Origin of the sequence: Clostridium sp. MCC345 (assembly GCF_018785345.1) — a bacterium.
GTDB lineage: Bacteria > Bacillota > Clostridia > Lachnospirales > Anaerotignaceae > Anaerotignum_A > Anaerotignum_A faecicola.
Map to the genome: position 1 here is coordinate 64,959 of NZ_WQPP01000023.1, position 20,104 is coordinate 85,062.

The following is a 20,104-nucleotide window of genomic DNA, read 5'->3' on the forward strand; positions in this document are numbered from 1 at the left end:
CCACAGAGAGCCTAAATTTACTGATGATCCTTTAAATATTCATGTAATAATGCTTTCATTTCCGCCATGGTTTCCGCATAATTCAGCTTACCGCGCAGCTCCGCCGCACCGGGCAGTCCCTTCATATACCATGCCATGTGCTTGCGCATTTCCCGAATCCCGATATACTCGCCCTTATAGGCAATCAGCATCTGAGAATGGCGCAGCGCCTTCTCTACGCGCTCCTGTGCGGTCGGCTCGGGCAGAAGCTCTCCTGTTTTCAGATAATGCAGAATCCTCTTGAAAATCCAAGGGTTGCCCTGCGCGCCTCGCCCAACCATGATGGCATCGCAGCCTGTATGCTCCAACAGATTTTTCGCATCCTGCGGTGTGAAAATATCCCCGTTACCAATGACGGGAATCTGCACCGCCGCCTTCACTTCCTTGATGATATCCCAATCCGCCTTGCCGCTGTAATACTGCTCTCTGGTTCTGCCATGCACTGCCACCGCGGACGCGCCGTTTGCCTCGGCAATCTTCGCAATCTCCACCGCGTTGATGTGTTCCTCATCAAAGCCCTTACGGAACTTAATCGTCACAGGCTTTTTCTGGCTTTCCACCAGGGAACGCACGATTTTTCCGACCAATTCGGGCGTTTTCATCAGACACGAGCCTTCCCCGTTTTTCACGATTTTCGGCGCAGGGCATCCCATGTTCACATCAATGATATCAATGGGATACTCCTCGATTTTCTTCGCCATTGCCCCCAGAATTTCGGGGTCGGAGCCGAACAGCTGCACCGCAACCGGGCGTTCCTTCGGGTCAACCTCAAGCAGCTCTGTTGTGTTTTTATTATTATATAAAATCCCTTTTGCGCTCACCATTTCGGAATACACCAGACCGCAGCCCATCTCCTTGCAGAGGATGCGGAAGGGCAAATCCGTCACACCTGCCATGGGCGCAAGGAATACGTTGTTTTCCAATTCCACATTCCCGATTTTCATAACCGTCACCTTCCTTCTTTTTCAAGCTTTCCATGAAAGAAAAAACAGGCAAAACACCTGTTTTTTGACTTATCATTTATTTTTTTCGTATAAAATGCGCAGACCCTTCAGCGTCAATACAGGGTCAAGCACATCAAAAATTTCGCCCTTGGGGTCAATCACCCTTGCCAAACCACCTGTCGCAATGACCTTCATATTCGGCAGATTCAGCTTTTCCTTCAGCTGCTCAATGATATATTTCGTCTGCCCGATATGCCCAAGCACAAGCCCTGCCTGAAAGCTGTCCACCGTGTTTTTCGCAATAATGGTCTTCGGTGCCTTAATCTCGATTTTCGGCAGCTGTGCCGCCTTCTGATACAAAGCCTCTGCGCAGGAGGAAATGCCGGGCGTGATAAAGCCTGTGATAAATTCGCTTTTTTCATTGATGACATCAAAGGTGTTTGCTGTGCCGTAATCAATGACAATGGCAGGGCCGCCGTAAATCTCATTTGCCGCCACAAGGTCAACGATACGGTCAGAGCCGACGGATTTCGGATCATCCCGTTTAATCACAATCCCCGTTTTCATCCCAACGCCGACAATCATCGGTTCGATATTGAAATATTTGCGAATCCCCTGCGTGAGAGAATACATAATATCGGGGACAACAGAGGAAATGATAACCGCCTCGACCTTCCCTGCATCTATCCCTGCCGCATCAAAGAGACCATGAATAAAAATGCCGGTTTCATCTGCTGTGCGATTGCCGCCGGTTGTCATTCTCCAACACTTTACCAATTTTTCTTTTTTATATAAGCCCAAAACAAAGTTGGTGTTTCCAACATCGATTACCAAAAGCATCTGCTTTCCTCCTAATTGACCGAAAAAGCCGGTAATGCTTTTTCATTATCGTTTGTTCCTATTCTTCCTGTAAATCAGCCGCAGTCCATGCAAGGAAAGAACAGGGTCATAGACATCAAAAATGCCCTTTTCCTCCTCATAAATCACCTTGCCCAAGCCGCCTGTGGCAATGACCTTCATATTGGGGCAGTTGAAATGCTCCTTGATTCTCTGAATGATATACTTTGCCTCGCCGATATGCCCGACCACCAAGCCTGCCTGCATGCTCTCTACGGTGTTTTTCGTAATCACGCTTTCAGGGTTCACAATTTCAAACTTCGGCAGATTTGCCGCCCTTTGATACAGAGCGTCTGCACAGGTTTGCAGTCCGGGTGCCGTTATGCCTGTCAAAAATTCGCCCTTCTCACTGACAACATCAAATGTGGTTGCGGTTTCATAATCCACCACGATGGCAGGGCCGCCATACAGCTCATACGCCGCCACAAGGTTGACAATGCGGTCTGTCCCCATTTCCTTCGGGTTTTCCATCCGCAGGTTGATACCTGTTTTCAGACCGGCACGCACCACAATCGGGTCTTTTTTCAAGAATTTTTTAATGCCATTGAGTGTGGAATACATCACATCCGGCACAACAGAGGAAACAATGATTGCCTCAATATCGCATACAGAAACATCAGAATATGCAAACAGGCTGCAAATCAGAAGCCCTGTTTCATCCGCAGTGCGTCCGCTTTTCGTAGAGAGCCGCCAGTTCGCCACAAGATTCTCCCCATTAAATACGCCCAAAACCATATTTGTATTGCTCACATCAATTACCAATAACATAAAACCTTCTCCTATTCGGAATTTTATATGAAGAACAGCGCAGGAAATCCATCCTGCGCCGTATGCATTTACATTTTCTTATTTATGTAAAACTTATGCTTCCTTTTTCGTATACAATGCTCTGTTGACTGCCTTGGAAACAATACCGCCGACAATACAGCTGGAGGGCATTTCCAATGCGCCGTTCACGCCGACAAACGCAACCACGAACATCAGAGGATTCAGACCGCCCAATGTTTCATTGATACCCTGAATAAATTCTGTATTCCAGTAGCAAATAAGCAGCACGCCCATGAAGAACAATGTATTCAGAAATGCCGCAAAAAAGCCGCCGACAAAATAGCAGACTGTTTTCTTTTTATCCACCTTCTGCGCCGCTTTAAAAATCACACCTGTCAGAAAGCCCATCAGCACACGGGTGGGGATGCAAAGCAGGAACGCATAGATCGGGTTAATGTTAAACAGCATCGTGCTGAACGCAGAGGAGCCTGTCACCGCCTGATAAAAGCTGGTTGCGCCGAAAATCAGCCCCAGCCATGCCCCTGCCTTGGGGCCCATCAGCATCGCGCCGATTGCAACGGGAACCATCATCAGAGAAATATCTAACCCGAAGGTATGGAAATATCCCAAGGGAGTTACGCTCATCAGAAGCAGTACCCCTGTCAGAAGGCCCAATGTGGTCAGCTCTCTTGCCGACATTTTTCCCTTTTTGCCTGTTTCTGCCTGTGTGTTTGCTGTTTCGCTCATTTGAAAAGCTCCTTTCATTCTCATTCTCGCAGGATACAAGATGATTTGGAATCATATTTTTCTGTGCCTTACGGCAAGGGGTGTTTCTATGCCTGCCCGAAACGGGTCATGCTATTTCCCCTTTTCTCCGCCGTTGATACACAACCAAATCCATTATAACAGCAACTGCGGATTTTACAATATTTTTTTTGATTTTCTTGTTATTTTTTACACAATCTTATAAGGTTTTCCCCTCTGCTGCCGCTCTGCGCATCAATTCCTCCTTCGCAGGTGCGCCCTCTTTTGTGCAAAAAAGCACATACCACAGCTCCATCGCACGGAACAGCTCCAACTCTTCCTTTTGCAGGCGTTTGATTTCCAGTTCTGCACCGATTTCGTCAAAATCAAAATCACCCTCATGCTTTATAGTCTCAAAATACACATCCCCGTTGTCATCAAAGCCTACCAGAAAAGTGCAGTTCAGCTTTTCTGCCATATAAACGCAGATACGCTTCAAATCCTCTTTAATCGTATCGGGCAGGAATTTAAATTCCTCCTCCATAAAATATTTCTGCTCTTTATTATTGGCCGCCGCCAGAATTTTCTTTGCCATAATGCCTCTCCTTTTTCTCTCGAAGAAAAAGGCCTGCAGTACGGGACGCACTCCAGACCTTCGTTTGCCTTGCTTCTTATTTTGTGCCTTTTTTGTTTACACGGCTCAGGAATTTATCCAGCTCGATGATGGCACGGCCATGTGTGCCTTCGCAGATTTTATCCACTTCGTCATACGCCTTTACAGAGTAGGTCAGCATCTTGCCCTTCACCTCTGTCACCTCTGTTACCACGCGCACCTTCATGCCAACGGGTGTTGCGGCAAGGTGTGCAAGATCGAAGGTTGTGCCTACGGTTTCCCAGCCTTCCGGCAGGAAAGGAGCAACTGTGCCGATTGCTGTGCCTTCAATCCAGGAAATCAGTCTGGGGGATGCGAATACAGGCACCTTATCATTGCCGAAATGAGATGCGGTATCGCCTTCCTCTACGATAAATTCCTTTTCAAATGTCATACCGGGTACGATGTTTTTGAATTCCATAATCCTTAGTTCTCCTCTCTGTTTTCCGCTGTTTCTGTGGGCTGCTCCGCCTCATTTGCAATGCCCAGAACCTCGTTGCGTACCTTCTGGTCAAACAAAGAGCGGAATTCGTCCCCTGTTACCTTTTCCTTTTCTACTAAGAGCTTTGCGGTTGCATGGAGCATTTCCATGTTCTCCTGCAAGAGGCGCTTTGCCTCCCGATAAGCGTCTGTCACAATACGGTTAACCTCCTGATCGATGGTTGCCGCTACGCCTTCGCCGTAATTTCTTGCATGTCCCCAGTCTCTGCCGATAAAGACCTCATCATTATCGCCGCCGAACTGGATGGGCCCAAGCAGCTCGCTCATGCCGTATTTTGTTACCATATCTCTTGCCATGGATGTCGCACGTTCAATATCATTGGATGCACCGGTGGTGATATCCTTGATTACAAGTTCTTCTGCCGCACGACCGCCCAGAAGGCTGATGATTTCCTGTTCCATCATCATTTTTGTCATATACATTCTGTCCTCACCGGGCAGTGGCATAGTATAGCCGCCCGCCATCCCCGTAGGAATGATGGAAATGCTATGGACAGGGTCAAGCTCGCTCAGCACCTCAAAGAGGATGGCATGACCGCCCTCATGGTATGCTGTGATGTATTTTTCCTTTTCGGAAATGACTCTTGTTTTCTTTTCCGTCCCGACACCGATTTTAATCAGTGCCTTCTGGATTTCTTCCATATCAATTTTCTTCTTGCCGTCTCTGGCGGTCAGCAGCGCCGCTTCATTCAAAAGGTTTGCCAGATCCGCACCGGTGAAGCCTGCAGTTGTCTGCGCAACCACCTTCAAATCCACCTCAGATGCCATAGGCTTGCCCTTTGCATGCACGCGCAGGATGGCCTCTCTGCCCTTTACATCGGGTCTGCCGACATAAACCTGTCTGTCGAAACGACCGGGTCTGAGCAGCGCCGGGTCAAGGATATCCGCGCGGTTGGTTGCCGCAATAATAATAACGCTTTCGTTGATGCCGAAGCCGTCCATCTCAACCAACAGCTGGTTCAATGTCTGCTCGCGTTCATCGTGTCCGCCGCCAAGACCTGCGCCTCTGCGTCTGCCGACAGCATCGATTTCGTCGATAAATACAATACTGGGGGCGTTTTTCTTCGCCTGTTCAAACAAATCCCTTACGCGGGATGCACCGACACCGACAAACATTTCCACGAAGTCGGAACCGGAAATACTGAAAAAGGGTACGCCTGCTTCGCCGGCAACTGCCTTTGCCAGCAATGTTTTACCGGTACCCGGAGGGCCCACCAGCAGCACACCCTTCGGGATGCGCGCACCTAACTCCGTAAATTTCTTGGGTGCCTTCAGAAATTCTACCAATTCCTCCAGCTCACCCTTTTCCTCGTCACAGCCTGCTACGTTGTCAAAGGTAACATTGCTTTCCCCGTCAACGCTCATTTTTGCCTTGCTCTTGCCGAAGTTGTTCATCTTTCCGCCGCCGCCCTGCATACGGTTGAACAGCAGAATAAAGATAATAATCATCACAATCATCATGATGAGAGAGGGTACCACCTGAGAAAGCATGCTTTCTCTCTGCAAATCCCCAACGTCAATCTTTACGTCATTTGTCAGGGCTTTTTCATCCAGCACCTGCTGCAATACGGATATACTCGGCACATCCACACGGATGACACTGCCGTCCTTCAGCGTTGCCTCCGCCGTACCGTAGTCTCCGACCTCTGTTCTTCTGGAAACCTCCACAGAAGCCACGTTATTTTCGTCCAGTTCCTTCAACAGGTCGCTGTAGACATATTCCTCCTGCGCCGCATCATTGCGCTGCGGAAGAATCTGTGGGCCTGTATACGCCAGTGCCGCTAAAATAACCACAAAAATCAGCACATAAATTCCGATTGGTTTAAGATATTTGTTCAAGAGCGTTCCTCCTTATTCTCGTTTCTTTCTCCATCTCCGTTTTTCTGTTCCAAATACAGAGACCATATTAAGATATAATTCTAGCATACTTTCCGGAGAAACGCAACGCAGGATTTCAACGGACAGGCTGAAAAAAATCGTCTTTTTTGCAAAAAAGCTCTTACTATTACAGGGAAAAAGAAAAACAGAGGGCTTCAAGGCACTTGCCACCTGTCGAAGCTCCTCTGTTTATTCCTCTGTCTGAATATAAAACAAAACCCTGTTTTGTCTTATCTGTATTTTTTCTTCATCCGAATATCATCCCCGAAGAATTTCAGTGTGGTATATTCCCCAATCAGACGGCTCATCACGCGATCGGAATACTGCTCCATCAGCGCACGATAATCCAGATTGGTGGAAATCACAACAGGGCGTTTTCTCAGCTTTCTGTCATTGACAATGCGGAACAGCTCCGAGGCGGTAAACATCGTTGCAAATTCCGTCCCAAGGTCATCGATAATCAGCAGATCCGCATCCAGAATTTCACTGTCCCAATCGAAGGGCTCTTCCTCCTCCTTGTTGCGAAAGCGCATATCCTCCAGCTGCTTGAAAAGCTGCCCTGCCGTGAGGTAAAGCACCGTTTTCCCATGCTCCAGAACCTCCTTCGCAATACAGTTGCACAGGAAGGTTTTCCCTCTGCCTGCGCCGCCGTAAAGCAAGAGATTTTCCCCCTCCGGATGCTCCGCAAATTCCATCGCTTTTTTCAGATTGCGCTGTGCATTTTCCTTGGGCGAAATGCCCTCCGCAGGCACAACCTCTGTATCAAAGAGACGCAAATCGAAGGTATCGAAATTTTCCAGCTTAATCACATCGCGTACATTGGACTGGTCATACAGCCTGTCCATCAGCTTGCGCCGCATGCAGGTGCAGGGCGTACCTTCGATATAGCCTGTATCCCTGCATTTTTCACATGCGTATTCCAGCTTCAGCAAAGAGGGAGAAAGGCAGTTTTTCGCCAGAAGTGCCATCCGCTCGCCCTGCAGGGCCTGCTGCTTCTGTTTCATTTCCGTCATTGCTTTTTCCCGTTCCTCCGGATGCAGCAGCACCAGCTTTGCCGTAGAAACACCAACCATGGAAAGCGTCTCCTCTATTTCTGCCAGACGCGGAAAGCGCGCATACAGGCTTTCCTTCCGTTCTCGCAGCTCCGCCGCCTTACGCGTCCGCAGGGCATCATATTCCCGCAGGACTTCCTTGTAAATCTGTGTTTTCGTTGCCAATTTTCTCCCCCCAATCTATTTTATCTGTTTTTACCATTTTTCTCTCTGTTCCCGTTCCAATCTCTCCAGCTCCGCAAAATCCCATTCGCTCTGCGTATAATTGATGAAACGATTCTGCTTCTGTGCGCGCTGTGGCTTTTCTGCGGTCTGTGCGGTCGATGTATTCTGCGCCTTTTTCGCCGCAAAGGCGGCATCCTGCGCCTGCACATCCGCGACAGCGGACACGCCTGCCTTTTTCCAATTTTCCAGAATACGGTCGGCGTATGCAAAGGATGCCTTTCCCGTCTGCATAACCGTTCTTTCACAGGCAAGCTTCACCACATCCAACGGCAGCTTATATTCCTGCAGCCATTTTTTCATATAGGCTTCCTCTGCCGCCACAGGCATACGATTCTGCCCAAACGCCTGCAAAATAGAGCGGTAGCCGGTTTTCCGCAGCTCAATATATTCCGCTGCCTTTTCCACAGTATTCACGCCTTCCTCTGCCCAGCCGATAGCGACCTTTTCGATATAGCGCATACCGGTATGCCCGCTTGCGGTGCAATAGGAAAGCAGCAGCTCGATGACCTCCATCGGCAGACCAAGCCAATCATAAAAGCTGAACAGCAGGCTCATATCCTGCTGCGAAAGCATTTTTCCCAGCTTTTTCTGCGCGGAATCAAATAATTTTCTGACCTTATCATTTTTTATGTAAAGTGCCAATTCTCTCGGAGAATAATCGGGGCGTACAGAGGAAACCAATGCAGGTCTTTCTGTTTCCTGCTTTTTCTCCTCCTGCAAATAGCCCTTGCCCTTCCAATAGCCCCAGGCATAGAGGACATCTGTTTCTGTGGCTTTCAGCCGTTCAGCCACCTTCTTCGCATCCTGCCCAACGGCTAATGTCATCAGATAAACCGACACATATAAGGGAGGTGCCTGCGGCAGCTCGGTTTCTATGAAGCTTTTACTTAAACGAATTTCTTCCGCCATACGGCTTTCCTCCTTTCTCACCGGAATCTGTTATTTTCTGAACCTTTATTATACTATATTTCCTTTTGAAAAAACAGGTACACGGGCAGAAAAAATCTCCCTGTTTTGGAAACAGGGAGAAAATCGACTGAGCCATTATTTATCATCATGGTCTTGCTTATTTCTGATATGGGCATTGAAATAATAAATGATGAAGCACAGCACAATCACCGTCAGCGCCATAACCACAATCGTACCGGAATCCTTAAAGCTGATAAAGATTGCCAGAAGCCCCAACAGCAGGCTGATGGTATACATAATCAATACCGCCTGTCTCTGGCTGAAGCCATGGTCAATCAGCTTATGATGCAGATGTCCTCTGTCCGCCTGCATGATGGGCTGATTTTTCGCCATACGGCGCAGCATTGCACAAATCGTATCAAACACAGGCAGTCCAACGCAAAGCACGCTCACAATCAGCGCAAGCAGGGCATAGCCCTTGAATACACCGAGGATACTCGTTACCGCAAGCACAAAGCCAAGGAACGTAGAGCCTGTATCGCCCATAAAGATTTCCGCAGGGTTGAAGTTTCTGGGAAGGAATCCCAAACAAGCCCCTGCCAGTGCCGCCGTTAAGCCAACCGCCGTTGTGCTACCTGTCATAATGCAGAGCACCATCAGGCTCATTGCCGCAATGGAGGTAACCCCTGCCGCCAGACCATCCAAACCGTCAATCAGATTTACCGCGTTCGTCACGCCGACAATCCAGACAAGCGTGATGGGGATACTAAATTTCTGCAAATATGCCGTTACGGGCCAAAGCACCACCTGAATCCGTGTGCCGGAAAAAATGACAATCAGCGCCGCCAGAATCTGCACGCAGAATTTCAGCTTTGCCGGCAGATTTTTCATATCATCCACTACGCCCAAGCCTGCAATCAGCAGTGCGCCAACCAAAAAGCCTGCAAATTGTCTGCTGTCCATGCTTTTATCAAAATAATTCACCATCAGCACCGTAATTGTAAAGCCAAGCACGATGGCTACCCCGCCCATACGGGGCATTGGTTTTTTATGCACACCTCTGTCCTTCGGATAATCGATTGCGCCGCATTTGACGGAAAGCCATTTTGCGAAGGGTGTCGTCACCAGAGTGATGGCGAAGGCACAAGCAAAGGCAGCAATATATAATAACCAGTTATGTTCTACCAAAATCAATCTCTCCTCCCGGGAGTGGTTTTACTTCGTACCGAAGATACGGTCGCCTGCGTCCCCCAGACCGGGTACGATATATCCATGCTCATTCAGACTGCCGTCATCATACGCCGCTGCATAAATATCCACATCGGGATGATTCTTCTGCAAACGCTCCACGCCCTCTGTTGCTGCCAGAATACACAGGAAAATAATATTTTTTACCCCTCTTGCCTTCAGAAAGCCAATTGCCGCATCTGCGGAACCGCCCGTTGCCAGCATAGGGTCTGTCAGAAATACGGTGCGTTCTTCAATATCCAAAGGCAGCTTGCAGTAATATTCCACAGGCTCCAGTGTGGTTTCATCACGATACAAACCGATATGTCCGATTTTTGCCGCAGGCAGCAGGTTCAGAAGCCCATCTGTCATGCCAAGCCCTGCGCGCAGAATAGGAACCATTGCAAGCTTGGTATCAATGGTTTTGCAGGTTGCGGTCGCGATGGGTGTTTTTACCTGTACTTCCTTCAAGGGCAGATCTCTGGTTGCTTCATACAGAAGCAGAGAGGCTACCTCGCCGATAATCTCACGAAATTCCTTTGTGCCGGTCTGTTCATCTCTGAGCATTGCCATTTTGGTATGAATCAGAGGATGCTCGGATACAAATAATTTACTCATGCTTCTTCCCTCTCAATCTTCGATTTGTTTAATTCTTCTGATGTGACGCTCGTCATTGGAAAACGGTGTTTCCAGAAACGCCTTTACAATCTCCAGTGCCAGACCGGGCCCTGTTACTCGTGCGCCCAGCGCCAGAATATTTGCATCATTATGCTCTCTGGTTGCCTTTGCGGAGAACACATCGCCGCACAATGCACAGCGGATACCCTTTACCTTATTTGCCGCAATGGAAATACCGATGCCCGTGCCGCAAATCAGGATACCCTTTTCACATTCGCCTTCGGCAACTGCGTGTGCAACCTTTTTTGCATATTCGGGATAATCTACAGAGGCTTCGGAGTAGGTGCCGAAGTTCTTAAATGCAATTTTATTATCCTCCAGATATTTGATGACTTCCTTCATCAGGGGGTAACCGCCATGATCACAGCCCAATGCCAACATATCAAACACTCCTTTTTTCTTCTTTATTCCGCTTCTAATACCCGATAGCCTGCCGCCTTGTTCAGACGGTTCATAATCGCCATTCCCTCGCCTTTTTCGGAAAAGACCTCGGAATAAACCACATCCACCCCCAGAAAATCAAATTTCCGCAGGGTTTTGAAAAGGTTCGCGCCGATTTCTTCGGGTTTTGCTCTGCTGCCCAGAGAAAGAATGATATCCGCATGATATAGCGTCTTTGTTTCCTCCGTTGCCATCACGCCGACCTTTTTGCCTGCCGCACGTTCCGCCGCCGCAAGCGCGTTAATCCTTTCTGCAACAGCCTTCTGTTCTCCCTTCACCAGAAAAACCTCTGCCTTGGGAGAATAATGCGTATATTTCATCCCCGGTGCTTTTGGTTTAAAATCCGCCGTGGGCTTGTGCAGGATTGCCGGATCAATTTCTACCTGCCCGACAACCTCCTCTATCATTTCCTTTGTCACCGCACCGGGACGCAGAATCATGGGGATTTCGTCCGAAACATCCACAATCGTGGATTCCAGTCCCCATTCTGCCGCTCCGCCGTCCACAATCATATCTATCTTCCCATTCAGATCATACTCCACATGGGAGGCTCTGGTGGGGCTTGGCTTGCCTGAGGAATTGGCGCTCGGTGCCGCAATGGGCAGACCTGCCGCGCGGATAATCGCCCTCGCAACGGGGTGATTCGGAAAACGCACCGCTACGGTATCCAGACCGCCGGTTGCCTTCGCAGGGACAATATCCTTCTTCTTGAAAATCATCGTCAGCGGGCCGGGCCAGAAGGCATCCATCAACGCCTTTGCCTGCGGGGAAACCTCCGCAACAATGCGGTCTAATTCTTCTATTTCGGAAATATGCAGGATTAAGGGGTTGTCCGAAGGCCGCCCCTTCGCAAGATATATTTTTTCACAGGCTGCGCTGTCCAAGCCATTTCCGCCCAGACCGTAAACGGTTTCTGTAGGAAAAGCCACCAGACCGCCCTCCTGCAAAATTTTTGCAGCCGTCTGAATGACTTCTGCGGATGACGCTTGGCGCAGGTCAACCTTTGCCACAATCGTCTTCATAGCCTTACGCGTTTCTGCCGCAGCATTTTTTATATTTTTTACCGGAACCGCAGGGGCAGGGATCGTTACGACCGATTTTTTCGCCCTTTACGATGGTTTTGGATTTCTTCTGTTCCAGTGCAAAATGCTTTCTGGTTTCTGCGTCATAAATACCGTCCCACTGGGGCAGGTTGGACAGATGCTCTGCCTTATATTCAATCATCAGCTTATACAGCTTCTCAAAATCAATATTGATGCAAACCTTTGTGTCCTCTGCCAGAGTCTCCATATCAAAGGGTTCTTCCAGAGATGCGTTCAGACCGTCGATAAATGCAACAATCATTTCTGCTGTCATATCGAAACGTGCAGCCAGCTCCGCAATCGTGCCTTCCAGCTTTGTTACCTTTTCGCCGAGGATATATTCATAGATTTTCTGTTCCTTGGGCAGATATTCCTCCCAAACCGCTTCAATGCTGCGGCCTTCCTGAGAAAATGCCTTCTTCATCCAATCTTCATACAAGCTCATTTATTGTCTCTCCTTTTGTTCTTCTTATTTTTGTACAAATTACTCCATTCTTTCAAATAATACTATGATTTACCCCTATTTGCAACAGAAAATGCAGATTTGCCCGTGTTTTTCCCATGCAGAAGGGCGTTTGCACAACCAAACGCCCCCGAATTTTTCTGTTATGTTTTTGTTATTGTGCATGATAATTTTCAAAGGTAATGCTTTCGATGGTAATATCCTCCACAGGCTTATCGTTTTCATTTGTTTCTGCCGCCGCGATGGCATCCACCACATCCAGACCCTCAAAGACCTGCCCGAAAATGGTATAGGGATTGCCGAAAACATATTCCAGATGTGCCGCGCCGCCGACCTCTTTATAGTGCTCCAGAACAGAATCGGGAAACAGCTGGCTAAAGGTATAATACTTCCCGTCCGTCAGGGTTACGCCCAGCTCCTCGCCTTCGTTATTATCACGGGCATCCCGCAGTGCGGTCAGCGCTTCCTCTACAACGTCCTTTGCCTGTACGATAAAGAACTGACTGCCGTTTGTATTCGCACCGGAATTTGCCATGGCAACCGCACCTCTGTAATAATGCAGCTTCGGGGAAATTTCATCCTCGAAGGCTTCGCCCCAGCAGCTTTCGCCGCCTGTGCCGTCACCCTTCGGGTCGCCCGTCTGCACCATGAAGTCCTCAATCACACGATGAAAAAGCAGCCCGTTATAATAGCCCTTCTTTGCCAGTGTTTTGAAGTTTTCCACTGCCTTAGGTGCTTCTTCGGGGAAAAAGCGCATCTTCACAACCCCCTTGGATGTAGTAATCACGGCGATTTCCTCGCCCTCCTCAGGCATCTGCGCCTGTAAAATTTCCGTGGTATCTACCGTTCCCTTTTCTGCCGTTTTATTGCTATCGTCCTTCGCTTCCTCTTTGCCGCAGCCTGCCGCACAAACTGCCAGAACTACCGCCAACGCCAACGCAAGGTATCTTTTCTTCATTTTCATTTCCTCCGTTTTCTTTTTTCCTAACGTCCATTTTAGTCCATCCGTCTTTGGAGTGTCAATTCAGAAATTCTTAAGATTGCATTAACATTTTCGCTGTTTCTTGCCAAAATCAGCGCATCAAGGCTTTAATCTGCGTCATCACAGCTGCAACGCCGTCCCCCGCAAGGCTTTTTTCCATTGCCGCAACATATTTTTCCTTATTTTCATACAAAGCAAAAATCTCTTTTTTCATCGTTTCTGCCGTCATTTCATCCTCATCCAGCACGCGCGCAAAACCCTGCTTTTCAAAGGAGGCCGCATTGAGAATCTGATCGCCGCGGCTCGCCCTTGCGCTCAGAGGGATGAGCAGGCTCGGCTTTTTCAGTGCCAGAAATTCCGAAATGGAGTTGCTCCCTGCGCGGGAAACCACAAAATCCGCCGCCGCGAATAAATCATTCAGCCCATCGGAAACATATTCAAACTGCTTATAGTCTGTTCTGTTTTGCAGACCTTCATCCAGATTTCCCTTGCCACAAAGATGGATGATATCAAACGTTTTTGTCAGTTCAGGCAGGATTTCACGCAGGCAGTCATTCAGCTTGACCGCCCCCAGAGAGCCGCCCATCATCAGCAGAACAGGCTTTTCGCCGCTGAAGCCACAGGCGGACAGACCTTTTTCTCTCTCCCCCTCGAATAATTCCTTACGGATGGGTGTCCCCGTATGCACACCCTTACCCTTCGGCACATACTGCAGGGTTTCAGGGAAGGTGGCACAAATCACCCTTGCGGAGGGCATAGCAATCTTATTCGCCAGACCGGGGGTGATGTCCGATTCATGGATAATAACGGGAATGTGGTTCTTCTTTGCACCCAGCACAACGGGAACCGCCACAAAGCCACCCTTGGAAAATACCAAATCCGGCTTTAATTTCTTTAACAGACGCTTTGCTTCGCTGATGCCCTTCAGCACCTTGAATACATCCTTGAGGTTCTCCTTGGAAAGATAACGGCGCAACTTCCCTGTGGAAATGCCATAATAAGGGATGCCCTCCGCCTCAATCAGCGTGCGCTCAATGCCATTCTGAGAGCCGATATAAATAACCTCATAGCCTTCCTGCTTCAGATATGGCAGCAATGCCAAATTCGGGGTCACATGCCCGGCTGTGCCGCCGCCCGTCAATACGATTTTCTTGCTCATTTTTTATACCCACCTTTTCAGAGTTTCTCAATTCCTTTTCCTCATTCTAACACAAAACCCTGCCGCATACCATCCTTATTTCCCTGCCAAAAGGCAAGAAGGACAGCCCTTTTGCATAGGATGATAGAAAAAGCAAAAGGAGACAAATATGTATCCATACAACCGAAATACACAGCTATATCATTCCCGTGCGAAGGAAACGCAGGCAGAGAAGCCCTCGCTGCTTGCGCAGGATAAGCGTCTAGAGGAACTGCTTTCCCTCGCCCGTACAGAAGCAACGGAAACCACCCGAAAATTTGAGACCCTTCTTGACCGTGCAGAGCTTTCAGAGGCGGGACAGATTCTCCGCACCATGTATCTGGACGGAAAGAAGCATCTGCGGCTTTTGCAGGAGGTCGGCTTTCTCATTTTCGGCACAACGCCACAGGAAAACGAAGCCTGCGAAACAGAAGAAGCCACAGAAGCCACCGATACCTGCGCCCTTCTGGAGGAACTGCTGCTTGCCGAAATGGATGATATTTCATTCTATCGTGCTCTGCTCTTTGCCATGACGGAAGCAGACCTCCGGAACGCCTTTTTTGAAATCCTGACAGATAAGCAGAATCATGCCGTTGCCCTTTCCCATCTGTATGCAAAATACTTTGGCTAAACCCCTGTAAATTCTCATTTTTTCGTGTTATGATAGAGGAAAATTACACCAAAGAAAGGAAGATACCTATGAGCGACTGTATTTTTTGCAAAATCATTGCAGGAGAAATTCCTTCTGCAACCATATACGAAAATGATGAATTTAAGGTAATTCTGGACAGATTTCCTTCCGGCGAGGGGCATGCACTGATCCTGCCCAAAAACCATGTGCCAAATGTCTTTGAAATCGACCCTGCGCAGGCAGGCAGAGCGTACGCATTGGCGGCAAAGCTGGCAAGAGCCATGAAGGAAGTGCTTGGCTTCACCGATATGAATATTCTGCAGAATAACGGCCCCATTGCCGGACAGACAGTGTTCCATTTTCATATCCACCTGATTCCCAGACGCGAGGATGACGGCATCAATGTGACATGGACCCCCGGCGAACCTACAGATGAGCAGATTGCGGCAGTACAGGCAAAGCTGACAAATCTTATCTAAGCTGACAAACAAAAAGGACATCGGAAAATCCGATGTCCTTTTTGTTTTTAATCTTCAATCTTGAAAGCAACCTGTTCCGCAGAATGGGGCTTTTTCAGCTTCTTTGTATTATGTTCATTTGCCTTTTCCAGATTTTTATTTGCGCTTGCCAACATCAGCTTGATACGGTTCAGCTGGTTGACCTCACTTGCACCGGGATCATAGTCAATCGCAACCACGTTGGACATGGGGTACTGCTTGCGCAGCTCCTTGATGACACCCTTGCCAACAACATGGTTCGGCAGACAACCGAAGGGCTGTGTGCAGACGATATTCGGCACACCGCTATGAATCAGTTCAATCATTTCCGCTGTCAGGAACCAACCCTCGCCCGTCTGGTTGCAGAGGGAAACAATCTTTTCCGCCTCCTTGCCAAGGCTTCTGATGTTTTCGGGCTTATCAAAGCGTTTGCTCTTTTCCAGAGCATCCATCATAGGCTTCTGATACCATTCGATAACCTTCGCCACCAGATTCCCGACAATGCGCGCCTTTCTGCTGCCGCCCAGATATTTTTCCTTCTGCACCTGATTATGACAGCAATACAGCGCAAAGGTCAGCAAATCGGGTACAACCGCTTCTGCGCCTTCGCGTTCCAGAAGGTTGACCAGATCGTTATTTGCAGTAGGGTGGAATTTTACCAAAATTTCCCCAACCACGCCGACTCTGGGCTTCTTGATATCCAACAAAGGCAGCTCCTCAAATTCCCTGATAATGTTGCGGATATTTTCAGAGTACGTTCTTCTGTCTGCCTTGAGCAGGTCTTTTTTCAGCTTTTCTACCCATTTTTCATGCAGGGCATTTGCAGAGCCCTTTACCTTTTCATAGGGTCTGGTGCGGTACAGCACACGCATGAACAAATCGCCGTATACAATCGCCTGCAATGCGCGATGCAACAGGGCGGGCTCATATTTAAAGCCGGGGTTCTTTTCCAGCCCCGCAGGGTTGATGGAGATAACGGGAATATTGGGCATACCCATATTTTCCAGTGCCTTACGGATAAAGGCAATATAGTTTGTTGCACGACAGCCGCCGCCCGTCTGGGTGATGAGAAGCGCCGTACGGTTCAGGTCATATTTACCGGAAAGCAACGCATTCAGCAGCTGCCCGATAGAAATGAGTGCAGGATAGCAGGCATCATTATTGACATATTTCAACCCTGTTTCAATGGCATGCTTATCCATTGCCGCCATTACTTCGATTTTATACCCTGCCTGACGGAATGCAGGCTCCAGAAGCTCAAAATGAATGGGCGACATCTGCGGACAAATGATGGTATATTCCTTCTTCATTTCCTTTGTGAAAAGCACGCGGTGCAGGGAGGCATCCCCTTCCTTAATCTGCACATGCTTTTCCTTTCTGTCCTCAATCGCCGCAATCAGGGAGCGGATACGAATACGCGCCGCACCAAGGTTATTTACCTCATCAATCTTCAAGGCAGTATAAATCTTGCCGGCGGCTGTCAGAATCGATTTCACCTCATCGGTTGTTACGGCATCCAGACCGCAGCCAAAGGAGTTCAGCTGTACAAATTCGATATCCTTCTGCTTCTTTACAAATGCCGCCGCTTCATACAATCTGGAATGATACGTCCACTGGTCACGCACAACGGTGGGACGTTCCACATGTCCCAGATGCGCCACGCTGTCCTCCGTCAGAACGGCAATGCGGTAGCCTGCAATCAGTTCGGGAATCCCGTGGTTAATTTCAGGGTCTGCATGGTAGGGTCTGCCTGCCAGAACAATACCTGTCATGTTATTCTCACGGATATATTTCAGCGTTTCCTCGCCTTTTTTGCGCATATCTCTGCGGAAATTGCCCCATTCCTTCCAGCCGGCTTCCACTGCCGCCTTAATCTCCTTGGCATCACAGCCCATGGGTACAAATTCCTCCTGCATACGCTTGATGACGGTTTCAATTTTATCCAGCGCAAGGAAGGGATTCATGAATTTGATATTCTTTTCCCTCAAATCTTCCACGTTGTTTTTGATATTTTCATTATAGGATGCCACGATAGGACAGTTATAGTTATTATCCGCCGCGGCGCTGTCCCGTCTTTCGTAAACCACACCGGGATAGAAGATAAAATCAACGCCTGCGTTAATCAGCCACATGATATGCCCATGCACCAGCTTTGCAGGGTAGCAGACGGATTCACTGGGGATGGATTCCATGCCCATCTCAAACACTGCCTTGGAGGAGAAGGGAGAAAGCACCACCCTGTATCCCAGCTTGGTAAAGAAGGTATACCAGAAGGGATAATCCTCAAACATATTCAGCACGCGAGGGATACCGACTGTTCCCTTCGTTGCCTGTTCTGCCGTCAAGGGTTCATAATCGAACAGTCTATGGCGTTTATAATCATACAGGTTAGGTGCAGGGTTTTCAATTTTTTCCTTGCCCAGACCTCTTTCGCAGCGGTTGCCTGTGATGAAGCGTCTGCCGCCGCTGAACAGATTGACCGTCAGCAGGCAGTGGTTGGTACAGCCTTGACATCTTGCCATATTGGAATGTACTTCCAATGCGTTCATTTCATCGCGGCTGATGAGCGTGGTCTGATAGCCTGCGGTGTATTTATCTCTGGCAATCAGCCCTGCGCCGAAGGCCCCCATGATGCCTGCGATATCGGGACGGACTGCCTCTCTGCCGCTGATCATTTCAAAGCTTTTCAGCACCGCATCATTGTAGAAGGTACCACCCTGTACAACCATGGATTTCCCCATTGCCTTCGGGTCGGAAATCTTGATTACCTTAAGCAGTGCGTTTTTGATAACGGAATACGCCAGACCTGCGGAGATATCCGCAACCTCTGCGCCCTCCTTCTGTGCCTGCTTCACGCGGGAATTCATAAATACCGTACATCTGGAGCCAAGGTCGATGGGCTGCTTTGCGAACAGCGCAGCCTTTGCAAAATCCACAACGGTATAATTCAGAGATTTTGCGAAGGTTTCGATGAAGGAGCCGCAACCGGAGGAGCATGCCTCATTCAGCAGAACACTGTCGATGACATTATCCTTAATGCGGATACATTTCATATCCTGTCCGCCGATGTCCAGAATAAAGTCCACATCAGGCTTGAAGAACTGCGCCGCCTTATAATGTGCAACGGTTTCAATATAGCCAAGGTCAATCATCAGGGCTTCCTTAATCAGCCCTTCGCCATAGCCCGTCACGCAGGAATTGCGAATCACAACATCCTCAGGCATCATATCATACATTTCATTCAGGCTCTTCATAACCACGTTCAGCGGATTGCCCTCATTGCCTGCATAGAAGGAATAGAGCAAATCGCCATCCTTGGAAACCAGAGCCACCTTTGTTGTAGTAGAGCCTGCATCCACACCAAGGAAGGCATCCCCATGATAATTCGACAGGGGCACGCGTCTTACCTTATCTCTGTCATGACGTTCCTTGAAAGCGGCATAATCCGCTTCATCCTTAAACAACGGCTCCATACGTGAAACCTCTGCCGTCAGCTCCACGCCGTTATCCAGCTTATGCAGCAATGTATCAAAATCCAGCTCTGCTTCGCCCTTATTGGAAACGGCTGTGCCGTAAGCGGCGAACAGATGGGAATTTTCAGGAATAATCGTTGTTTCATCCGTCAGCTTCAGTGTTTCAATGAAACGCAGGCGCAGCTCGGAAAGGAAATGCAGCGGGCCGCCTAGGAAGGCAACATGTCCGCGGATAGGCTTGCCGCATGCCAGCCCTGCGATAGTCTGATTGACAACCGCCTGAAAAATAGAAGCCGCCAAATCCTCTTTTTTGGCACCCTCGTTAATCAAGGGCTGAATATCCGTCTTTGCGAATACACCGCAACGGGATGCAATAGGATAAATCACCTTATATCCCTTTGCCAGCTCATTCAGTCCTGTTGCATCTGTCTGCAAAAGACTTGCCATCTGGTCGATAAAGGAGCCTGTACCACCGGCACAAACACCGTTCATTCTCTGCTCTATGTTGCCGCCTTGAAAATAGATAATCTTGGCATCCTCACCGCCAAGCTCAATGGCAACATCTGTCTGGGGTGCGGTTGCTTCTACGGCATTTGCTGTCGCAACCACCTCCTGAATGAATTCCACACCAATCGCCTTTGCCAGAGCAACGCCACCGCTGCCGGTAATCATGGCAGAGAAAATGGCATTGCCGATTTCTTCCTTCGCTTCCTTCAGAATATCCTTTACTGTTTTTTTGATTTCCGAAAAATGTCTTCTGTATCTGCTGAAGGCAATTTTGTTTTCCTCATCGGCAAGTACAACTTTAACGGTCGTAGAGCCGATATCAATTCCCATTTTATAT

Annotated in this window: 19 protein-coding genes; 2 read left to right on the forward strand and 17 right to left on the reverse strand. The window is 48.6% G+C overall.

Annotated elements, in window-relative coordinates; all coding sequences use genetic code 11:
* Positions 1-17: 17 nt before the first annotated feature.
* The 16 genes from dusB to GPK49_RS06300 form a co-directional block, all read right to left on the reverse strand.
* A complete protein-coding gene (dusB, locus tag GPK49_RS06225; protein WP_215677048.1) occupies positions 18-983 on the reverse strand; it encodes a tRNA dihydrouridine synthase DusB in 966 nt (321 codons plus the stop codon).
* Between the two features lie 72 nt (positions 984-1,055).
* On the reverse strand, positions 1,056-1,823 hold the full coding sequence (locus GPK49_RS06230; protein WP_215677049.1) for a type III pantothenate kinase: 768 nt from the start codon (positions 1,821-1,823) through the stop codon (positions 1,056-1,058).
* Between the two features lie 45 nt (positions 1,824-1,868).
* Positions 1,869-2,648: a type III pantothenate kinase gene (locus GPK49_RS06235; protein ID WP_215677050.1), complete on the reverse strand. Its 780-nt coding sequence runs from the start codon at positions 2,646-2,648 to the stop codon at positions 1,869-1,871.
* Between the two features lie 93 nt (positions 2,649-2,741).
* Positions 2,742-3,395 carry an ECF transporter S component gene (locus tag GPK49_RS06240; protein ID WP_243108021.1) on the reverse strand — a complete coding sequence of 218 codons (654 nt, stop codon included), beginning with the start codon at positions 3,393-3,395 and terminating at the stop codon, positions 2,742-2,744.
* Between the two features lie 217 nt (positions 3,396-3,612).
* Positions 3,613-3,987, reverse strand: a complete 375-nt coding sequence (locus GPK49_RS06245) for a DUF6145 family protein (RefSeq protein WP_016407040.1) — start codon at positions 3,985-3,987, stop codon at positions 3,613-3,615.
* A gap of 76 nt (positions 3,988-4,063) precedes the next feature.
* On the reverse strand, positions 4,064-4,465 hold the full coding sequence (locus tag GPK49_RS06250; protein ID WP_016407039.1) for a thioesterase family protein: 402 nt from the start codon (positions 4,463-4,465) through the stop codon (positions 4,064-4,066).
* A 5-nt stretch (positions 4,466-4,470) separates the two neighbouring features.
* Positions 4,471-6,384 carry an ATP-dependent zinc metalloprotease FtsH gene (ftsH, locus tag GPK49_RS06255; protein WP_016407038.1) on the reverse strand — a complete coding sequence of 638 codons (1,914 nt, stop codon included), beginning with the start codon at positions 6,382-6,384 and terminating at the stop codon, positions 4,471-4,473.
* 269 nt (positions 6,385-6,653) lie between these two features.
* The gene (locus tag GPK49_RS06260) at positions 6,654-7,640 is read right to left on the reverse strand and encodes an ATP-binding protein (RefSeq protein ID WP_215677051.1); all 987 of its coding nucleotides are present in this window, start codon (positions 7,638-7,640) and stop codon (positions 6,654-6,656) included.
* A gap of 30 nt (positions 7,641-7,670) precedes the next feature.
* Complete coding sequence (locus GPK49_RS06265) at positions 7,671-8,609, reverse strand: DnaD domain protein (protein WP_016407035.1); 939 nt, start codon at positions 8,607-8,609, stop codon at positions 7,671-7,673.
* 135 nt (positions 8,610-8,744) lie between these two features.
* On the reverse strand, positions 8,745-9,797 hold the full coding sequence (locus tag GPK49_RS06270; protein WP_016407034.1) for an MraY family glycosyltransferase: 1,053 nt from the start codon (positions 9,795-9,797) through the stop codon (positions 8,745-8,747).
* A 27-nt stretch (positions 9,798-9,824) separates the two neighbouring features.
* On the reverse strand, positions 9,825-10,454 hold the full coding sequence (upp, locus tag GPK49_RS06275) for a uracil phosphoribosyltransferase (RefSeq protein ID WP_016407033.1): 630 nt from the start codon (positions 10,452-10,454) through the stop codon (positions 9,825-9,827).
* Positions 10,455-10,466: 12 nt separating this feature from the next.
* A complete protein-coding gene (rpiB, locus tag GPK49_RS06280) occupies positions 10,467-10,895 on the reverse strand; it encodes a ribose 5-phosphate isomerase B (RefSeq protein WP_016407032.1) in 429 nt (142 codons plus the stop codon).
* 23 nt (positions 10,896-10,918) lie between these two features.
* Positions 10,919-11,977, reverse strand: coding sequence for an L-threonylcarbamoyladenylate synthase (locus GPK49_RS06285; RefSeq protein WP_016407031.1), 1,059 nt, complete (start codon positions 11,975-11,977; stop codon positions 10,919-10,921).
* Positions 11,978-11,981: 4 nt separating this feature from the next.
* Positions 11,982-12,482, reverse strand: coding sequence for an SEC-C metal-binding domain-containing protein (locus tag GPK49_RS06290; RefSeq protein ID WP_016407030.1), 501 nt, complete (start codon positions 12,480-12,482; stop codon positions 11,982-11,984).
* A 172-nt stretch (positions 12,483-12,654) separates the two neighbouring features.
* Positions 12,655-13,458: a peptidylprolyl isomerase gene (locus GPK49_RS06295; RefSeq protein ID WP_215677052.1), complete on the reverse strand. Its 804-nt coding sequence runs from the start codon at positions 13,456-13,458 to the stop codon at positions 12,655-12,657.
* 115 nt (positions 13,459-13,573) lie between these two features.
* Positions 13,574-14,641 (reverse strand): undecaprenyldiphospho-muramoylpentapeptide beta-N-acetylglucosaminyltransferase, encoded by a 1,068-nt coding sequence (locus tag GPK49_RS06300; RefSeq protein ID WP_215677053.1) that lies wholly within the window; start codon positions 14,639-14,641, stop codon positions 13,574-13,576.
* Between the two features lie 148 nt (positions 14,642-14,789).
* On the opposite strand from GPK49_RS06300, the gene GPK49_RS06305 reads away from it, so the two are divergent.
* Positions 14,790-15,290, forward strand: coding sequence for a hypothetical protein (locus tag GPK49_RS06305; RefSeq protein ID WP_215677054.1), 501 nt, complete (start codon positions 14,790-14,792; stop codon positions 15,288-15,290).
* Between the two features lie 68 nt (positions 15,291-15,358).
* Complete coding sequence (locus GPK49_RS06310; protein ID WP_215677055.1) at positions 15,359-15,769, forward strand: HIT family protein; 411 nt, start codon at positions 15,359-15,361, stop codon at positions 15,767-15,769.
* 47 nt (positions 15,770-15,816) lie between these two features.
* Here GPK49_RS06310 and GPK49_RS06315 read toward each other — a convergent pair whose 3' ends face one another.
* On the reverse strand, positions 15,817-20,097 hold the full coding sequence (locus tag GPK49_RS06315; RefSeq protein ID WP_215677068.1) for a 2-hydroxyacyl-CoA dehydratase: 4,281 nt from the start codon (positions 20,095-20,097) through the stop codon (positions 15,817-15,819).
* Positions 20,098-20,104: the final 7 nt, after the last annotated feature.

What these genes read in the sequence shown, in the direction of transcription:
- GPK49_RS06305 (WP_215677054.1), top strand. Translation starts at nt 14,790, where the DNA reads ATGTATCCATACAACCGAAATACACAGCTATATCATTCCCGTGCGAAG.
- GPK49_RS06245 (WP_016407040.1), bottom strand. Translation starts at nt 3,987, where the DNA reads ATGGCAAAGAAAATTCTGGCGGCGGCCAATAATAAAGAGCAGAAATAT.
- dusB (WP_215677048.1), bottom strand. Translation starts at nt 983, where the DNA reads ATGAAAATCGGGAATGTGGAATTGGAAAACAACGTATTCCTTGCGCCC.
- GPK49_RS06285 (WP_016407031.1), bottom strand. Translation starts at nt 11,977, where the DNA reads ATGAAGACGATTGTGGCAAAGGTTGACCTGCGCCAAGCGTCATCCGCA.
- GPK49_RS06315 (WP_215677068.1), bottom strand. Translation starts at nt 20,097, where the DNA reads ATGGGAATTGATATCGGCTCTACGACCGTTAAAGTTGTACTTGCCGAT.
- GPK49_RS06310 (WP_215677055.1), top strand. Translation starts at nt 15,359, where the DNA reads ATGAGCGACTGTATTTTTTGCAAAATCATTGCAGGAGAAATTCCTTCT.
- GPK49_RS06300 (WP_215677053.1), bottom strand. Translation starts at nt 14,641, where the DNA reads ATGAGCAAGAAAATCGTATTGACGGGCGGCGGCACAGCCGGGCATGTG.
- GPK49_RS06240 (WP_243108021.1), bottom strand. Translation starts at nt 3,395, where the DNA reads ATGAGCGAAACAGCAAACACACAGGCAGAAACAGGCAAAAAGGGAAAA.
- GPK49_RS06290 (WP_016407030.1), bottom strand. Translation starts at nt 12,482, where the DNA reads ATGAGCTTGTATGAAGATTGGATGAAGAAGGCATTTTCTCAGGAAGGC.
- rpiB (WP_016407032.1), bottom strand. Translation starts at nt 10,895, where the DNA reads ATGTTGGCATTGGGCTGTGATCATGGCGGTTACCCCCTGATGAAGGAA.
- GPK49_RS06265 (WP_016407035.1), bottom strand. Translation starts at nt 8,609, where the DNA reads ATGGCGGAAGAAATTCGTTTAAGTAAAAGCTTCATAGAAACCGAGCTG.
- GPK49_RS06235 (WP_215677050.1), bottom strand. Translation starts at nt 2,648, where the DNA reads ATGTTATTGGTAATTGATGTGAGCAATACAAATATGGTTTTGGGCGTA.
- upp (WP_016407033.1), bottom strand. Translation starts at nt 10,454, where the DNA reads ATGAGTAAATTATTTGTATCCGAGCATCCTCTGATTCATACCAAAATG.
- GPK49_RS06230 (WP_215677049.1), bottom strand. Translation starts at nt 1,823, where the DNA reads ATGCTTTTGGTAATCGATGTTGGAAACACCAACTTTGTTTTGGGCTTA.
- GPK49_RS06250 (WP_016407039.1), bottom strand. Translation starts at nt 4,465, where the DNA reads ATGGAATTCAAAAACATCGTACCCGGTATGACATTTGAAAAGGAATTT.
- GPK49_RS06295 (WP_215677052.1), bottom strand. Translation starts at nt 13,458, where the DNA reads ATGAAGAAAAGATACCTTGCGTTGGCGTTGGCGGTAGTTCTGGCAGTT.